Annotated in this window: 4 protein-coding genes and 1 pseudogene; 1 reads left to right on the top strand and 4 read right to left on the bottom strand. The window is 72.6% G+C overall.

Going from position 1 to position 5,301, the window contains the following annotated elements; genetic code table 11:
- The 3 genes and pseudogenes from GTW08_RS20760 to tkt all read right to left on the bottom strand — a co-directional run.
- Positions 1–266 (bottom strand): annotated as a pseudogene (locus GTW08_RS20760) (hypothetical protein); the annotation flags it as partial.
- Positions 267–1,376 carry a transaldolase gene (tal, locus tag GTW08_RS20755; protein ID WP_073574721.1) on the bottom strand — a complete coding sequence of 370 codons (1,110 nt, stop codon included), beginning with the start codon at positions 1,374–1,376 and terminating at the stop codon, positions 267–269.
- Positions 1,377–1,407: 31 nt separating this feature from the next.
- Positions 1,408–3,534 (bottom strand): transketolase, encoded by a 2,127-nt coding sequence (gene tkt / locus GTW08_RS20750; RefSeq protein ID WP_073574722.1) that lies wholly within the window; start codon positions 3,532–3,534, stop codon positions 1,408–1,410.
- A 511-nt stretch (positions 3,535–4,045) separates the two neighbouring features.
- Here tkt and GTW08_RS20745 point away from each other — a divergent pair.
- Complete coding sequence (locus tag GTW08_RS20745; protein WP_083658454.1) at positions 4,046–4,966, top strand: heme o synthase; 921 nt, start codon at positions 4,046–4,048, stop codon at positions 4,964–4,966.
- A gap of 4 nt (positions 4,967–4,970) precedes the next feature.
- On the opposite strand, the gene GTW08_RS20740 is transcribed toward GTW08_RS20745, so the two are convergent.
- The coding region (locus tag GTW08_RS20740; RefSeq protein ID WP_255497719.1) for an amidase family protein at positions 4,971–5,301 on the bottom strand (331 nt) is incomplete at its 5' end.

Genomic DNA, 5,301 nt, shown 5'->3' with positions numbered 1-5,301 from the left:
AGGGGCCGGCTGCGGGCGGCGAGCCCGGTCCAGCCGGTACGGGGCGGGGCCCCCGCGGCGCGGGGCCCCCAGACACTGGGGTCGGCGTCGGCGAGCCGGGAGGCGACGGTATCGCCGGCCAGCTCGGCGGCGATCCGCCGGGCCGCTCCGGCGAACGGCTCACCGGCGAGCCGCACCCGCACCGGGGACGGTGCGGGTGCGGACGGGCCGCCGGTGGCGGCGGAGCCGAGGTCGGCCCCGTCGCCACCGGGAGTGGCCTCGTTCAACTACTTCGCGGAGTCGAGCTGGCTGCGGACGGTGTCCTGCAGCTCGGTCCAGGACTTCTCGAACTTCTCGACGCCCTCGTTCTCCAGGGTGAGGAACACGTCGTCGAGGTCGATGCCCTGGCCCTCCAGGTCGGTGAAGACCTGCTGCGACGCCCCGGCCGTGTCGGTGACCTTGTCCCCGTCGACCTCACCGTGGTCGGCGAAGGCCAGCAGGGTCTTCTCCGGCATCGTGTTGACGGTGTTGTCCACGACCAGCGCGGACACGTACAGCGTGTCCGGGTAGTCCGGGTTCTTCACCCCGGTGGAGGCCCACAGCGGGCGCTGGGCGTGCGCGCCGTGGGCGGCGAGGGCGTCCCAGCGGGCACCGGAGAACGCGTCGCGGTAGGCGGCGTAGGCCAGCCGCGAGTTCGCGACGGCCGCCTTGCCACGCAGGCCGAGCGCGGTGTCGCCACCGATCTTCTCCAGCCGGCCGTCGATCTCGGAGTCCACCCGGGACACGAAGAACGAGCCGACCGAGTGGATCCGGGACAGGTCCTGCCCGTTCGCCTTCGCCTGCTCCAGACCGGTCAGGTAGGCGTCCATCACGAGCTTGTAGCGCTCGACGGAGAAGATCAGCGTCACGTTGACGCTGATGCCCTCGGCGGTGGCCCGGGTGATGGCCGTCAGGCCCTCCTCGGTCGCCGGGATCTTGACCAGCAGGTTCGGCCGGTCGACGGCCTTGAAGAGCTCGCTCGCCTGCGCGGCGGTGCCCTCGGTGTCGTGTGCGAGGCGCGGGTCGACCTCGAGCGACACCCGGCCGTCGACGCCACCGGTGCGCTCCCAGACGCCGGAGAACACGTCGCAGGCGTGCTGGACGTCGGCGACGGTGATCTCGCGGATCGCGGTGTCGATGTCGGCACCGCGGGCGGCCAGCTCGCGGACCTGCTCGTCGTAGGCGGCGCCGTCGGACAGCGCACCGGCGAAGATCGTCGGGTTGGTGGTCACCCCGACGACGTGCTTGTCCTCGATCAGGGTGGCGAGGTTGCCGCTGGTCAGGCGCTCCCGGGACAGGTCGTCGAGCCAGATGGACACCCCGGCCGCGGACAGTGCAGCCAGTCGATCGTTGCTCATGATTCTCTCCTTGCGATCGGGTGCCGTCGGTTCAGGAGGACTTCTCGGTCGCGGCGAGGGTCTCCCGCGCGGCCGTGGCGACGGTGTCGGCGGTGAAGCCGAACTTCTCGAACAGGGTGGCCTGGTCGGCGCTGGCACCGAAGTGCTCGATGGACACCGACCGGCCGAGCTCACCGACGTAGCGGTACCAGGGCATCGCGATGCCGGCCTCGACCGAGACACGGGCCGTGACCTCGGTCGGCAGGACAGACTCCCGGTACTGCTCGTCCTGGGCCTCGAACCACTCGACGCACGGCATCGAGACGACCCGGGTGCCGACGCCCTCGCCCTCGAGCTGCTCGCGGGCGGCCAGCGCCAGGTGCAGCTCGGAGCCGGTGGCGATGATGATCACCTGCGGGACGCCGGACGCGGCCTCGGCGATGACGTAGCCACCGCGGGCGACGCCCTCGGCGGAGGTCCCGGCGACGGTCGGGACGTTCTGCCGGGTCAGCGCGAAGCCGATCGGGCCGCCGTCGGGCCGCTCGAGGGCCGCCTTCCAGGCGTACGCGGTCTCGTTGGCGTCGCCGGGGCGCACGACCGACAGACCGGGGATGGCCCGGAGCGACGCCAGGTGCTCGATCGGCTGGTGGGTCGGGCCGTCCTCGCCCAGACCGATCGAGTCGTGCGTCCACACGTAGATCGGGTTGGTCTTCATCAGCGCGGCCAGCCGGACGGCGGGGCGCATGTAGTCGGAGAAGACGAGGAACGTGCCGCCGTAGACCCGGGTCGGGCCGTGCAGCGAGATGCCGTTGAGCACCGCGCCCATGGCGTGCTCGCGGACACCGAAGTGCAGCGTGCGGCCGTAGGGGGAGGTGGTCCACATACCCGTCGACGCCGACTTGGGCCCGAAGGAGTCGGCGCCCTTCATCGTGGTGTTGTTCGACTCGGCCAGGTCGGCCGAGCCGCCCCACAGCTCGGGCAGCACCTCGGCGAGAGCGCCGAGCACGGCACCGGAGGCCTTCCGGGTGGCCATGCCCTTCTCGTCGATGTCCCAGTGCGGCAGGGAGTCCTCCCAGCCGTCCGGCAGCCGGCCCGCCTTCAGCCGCTCCAGGAGCTGCTTGCGCTCGGGCTCGCGCTCCGCCCACTCGTCGAAGGTGCCCTGCCAGGAGTCGTGCGCGTCGCGCGAGCGCTCGCCGACCGCGCGGGTGTGGGCGAGCACGTCGTCATCGACGTCGAACTCCTTGTCCGGGTCGAAGCCCAGGACCCGCTTGACCTCGCGGACCTCGTCGTCGCCCAGCGCGGAACCGTGCGCGGCCCCGGTGTTCATCTTGTTCGGCGACGGGAAGCCGATCACGGTCTTCAGCACGATGATCGACGGGCGCCCGGTCTCGGCCTTCGCTGCCTCGAGCGCGGCGAGGATGCCGGTGACGTTCTCGCCGCCGTCGACGACCTGGACGTGCCAGCCGTAGGACTCGTACCGCTTCGCGGTGTCCTCGTTGAAGGCGATGTTGGTGTCGTCCTCGATGGAGATCTCGTTCGCGTCGTAGATCACCGTGAGGTTGCCCAGCTCCTGGCGACCGGCCAGCGACGACGCCTCGGAGGTGACGCCCTCCTCGATGTCGCCGTCGGAGGCGATCACGTAGATCTGGTGGTCGAACGGCGAGGCACCCTCGGGGGCGTCCGGGTCGAACAGGCCGCGCTCGCGGCGGGCCGCGATCGCCATGCCGACGGCCGAGGACAACCCCTGGCCCAGCGGGCCGGTGGTCATCTCGACGCCGCGGGTGTGCCCCCACTCCGGGTGGCCCGGGGTCAGCGAGCCCCACTTCCGGAGCTGCTCCAGGTCCTCCCGCTCCAGGCCGTAGCCGGCCAGGAAGAGCTGGATGTAGAGGGTGAGGCTGGAGTGCCCGGCGGACAGGACGAACCGGTCACGGCCCATCCAGTCGGGGTCGGCCGGGTCGTGCCGCATGACGCGCTGGAACAGCGTGTACGCCAGCGGGGCCAGGCTCATCGCGGTGCCGGGGTGTCCGCTGCCGCACTTCTGGACCGCGTCCGCGGCCAGTACACGGACGGTGTCCACGGCCCTGCGGTCGAGGTCGGTCCAGTCGTCGGGGACGTGCGCGCGGGTGAGCGCGGCGACGGCGCTGTCCCCGGCGTGGGGGGACGTAGCGGTGTCGGACAAGGCGATGGCTCCTGTACTCGCGTCGACGAATGTCGGTCTGCCGGTCGTGGATCCGGATGCCCGCCCGGTGGTCGCGGCCGTTCCGGTGGCGGCGACGTCGGCGGGTGTGTGGTGCGACCCGGATCACCTGGCGGCATCGTCGCCGCCCCGACGCGGAACACCCTACTGCTCACGCCCGCGGCCTGCGGCTTTGCGCCTCGTGGCGATCGGCCGACCGGGCCGCCGGTGACGGCGTACCCGGCGGGCCCGCGACGCATGCCACCGGTTAGCATCGACGCGCTGTAGAACTAGGGAGGCCGCCACCGCGGCGACCACCCCGTGTCCACGGCACCGAGCCGGTGCGGCCCCTCGGGTGGCGCGGCACGGGATCACTACGTCGAACCGAGCGAGGTACGGACAGGTGAGCGCACCCGCGTCAGGGCGGAGCCGGGCCGACGAGGCCGGGATCCCGGCCGAGCACGTCCCGGCCGGACCGGACGCCGCGCCGGCGGCGACGCCCCCCGCGACGACCGTGGTGGTGCCGGCGGCACCGGTCGGGCGTCTCGCGCGCGTCCGCGCCACGGTGGCGGCGTATCTGGGCCTCACCAAGACGCGGATCATCGAGCAGCTGCTCGTGGTCACCGTGCCCGCCATGTTCCTGGCCCAGCGCGGTGTGCCGTCACTGTTGCTGATCGCGGCCACCCTGGTCGGCGGCGCGATGGCCGCGGCCGCGGCGCACGCGCTGAACTGCGTCGTCGACGCCGACATCGACCAGAAGATGGCGCGCACCGCCCGCCGCCCGCTGGCGAGGGGACAGGTCCCCACCCGCAACGCGCTGGTGTTCGGTCTGGTCCTGGCCGCGCTGAGCTCGGTGTGGCTGGGTCTGACCACGAACTGGCTGGCCGCCGTGCTGTCGCTGGCGGCGATCGCGTTCTACGTGCTCGTGTACACGATGCTGCTCAAGCGGCGGACCTCGCAGAACATCGTGTGGGGCGGCGCCGCGGGCTGCATGCCGGTGGTGATCGGCTGGGCCGCGGTGACCGGCACCGTCGAGTGGCCCGCGCTGGTCATGTTCGGTGTGATCTTCTTCTGGACGCCGCCGCACTTCTGGGCGCTGGCGATGCGCTACCGCGAGGACTACGCCGCCGCCGGGGTGCCGATGCTCCCGGTCGTGGCGCCCGCGCCGGCGGTGTCGGTGCGGATCGTGGTCTACAGCTGGGTGATGGTGGCCTGGAGCCTGCTCCTGCTGCCGGCGACGTCGTGGGTGTACCTCGCGGTGGCGCTGCTCGGCGGGGCGTACTTCGTGTTCCGGGCGCACCGGCTGCACCACCAGGTGAAGTCCGGCGGCGAGATCTCCCCGATGCCGCTGTTCCACCTGTCGAACATCTACCTGTGCGTGCTGTTCGCGGCGATCGCCGTCGACGCCGCGCTGGGGCTGCCGGTCCTGTTCTGACCGGTCACCCACGGCCCGGCGCGGGGGCGACCGCCGCGGGCGGGACCACCCGCTCGACCAGGTCCAGCAGCGCCGCATCCGCCCCGTGCCGGGCGACGATCTGCAGCCCGACCGGGCAGCCGTCGGGTCCTGTCCCGGCGGGAACGCTCACCGCCGGGTGGCCGGACAGGTTGAACGCCCACGTCAGAGCCACGTTCATCCGGCCGCCGGGACCGTCGTGGCCGTGCGGGCCGGCGGGCGTGGTCGGGGTCAGCAGCAGGTCCGCCGCCGCGAACACCGTGGCGGGCACGGCCTCGCCGGGTGTCCGCGGCGCGGCTCGTCCCGCGCGCCGCGCC

The sequence above is a fragment of the Pseudonocardia sp. SID8383 genome, assembly GCF_009864975.1.
GTDB lineage: Bacteria > Actinomycetota > Actinomycetes > Mycobacteriales > Pseudonocardiaceae > Pseudonocardia > Pseudonocardia alni.
The sequence above is the reverse complement of the archived record's forward strand: the minus strand, read 5'-3'. Positions and strand labels throughout refer to the sequence as shown.

Coding starts and splice junctions, on each gene's coding strand:
- tal (WP_073574721.1), bottom strand. CDS start 1,376: ATGAGCAACGATCGACTGGCTGCACTGTCCGCGGCCGGGGTGTCCATC.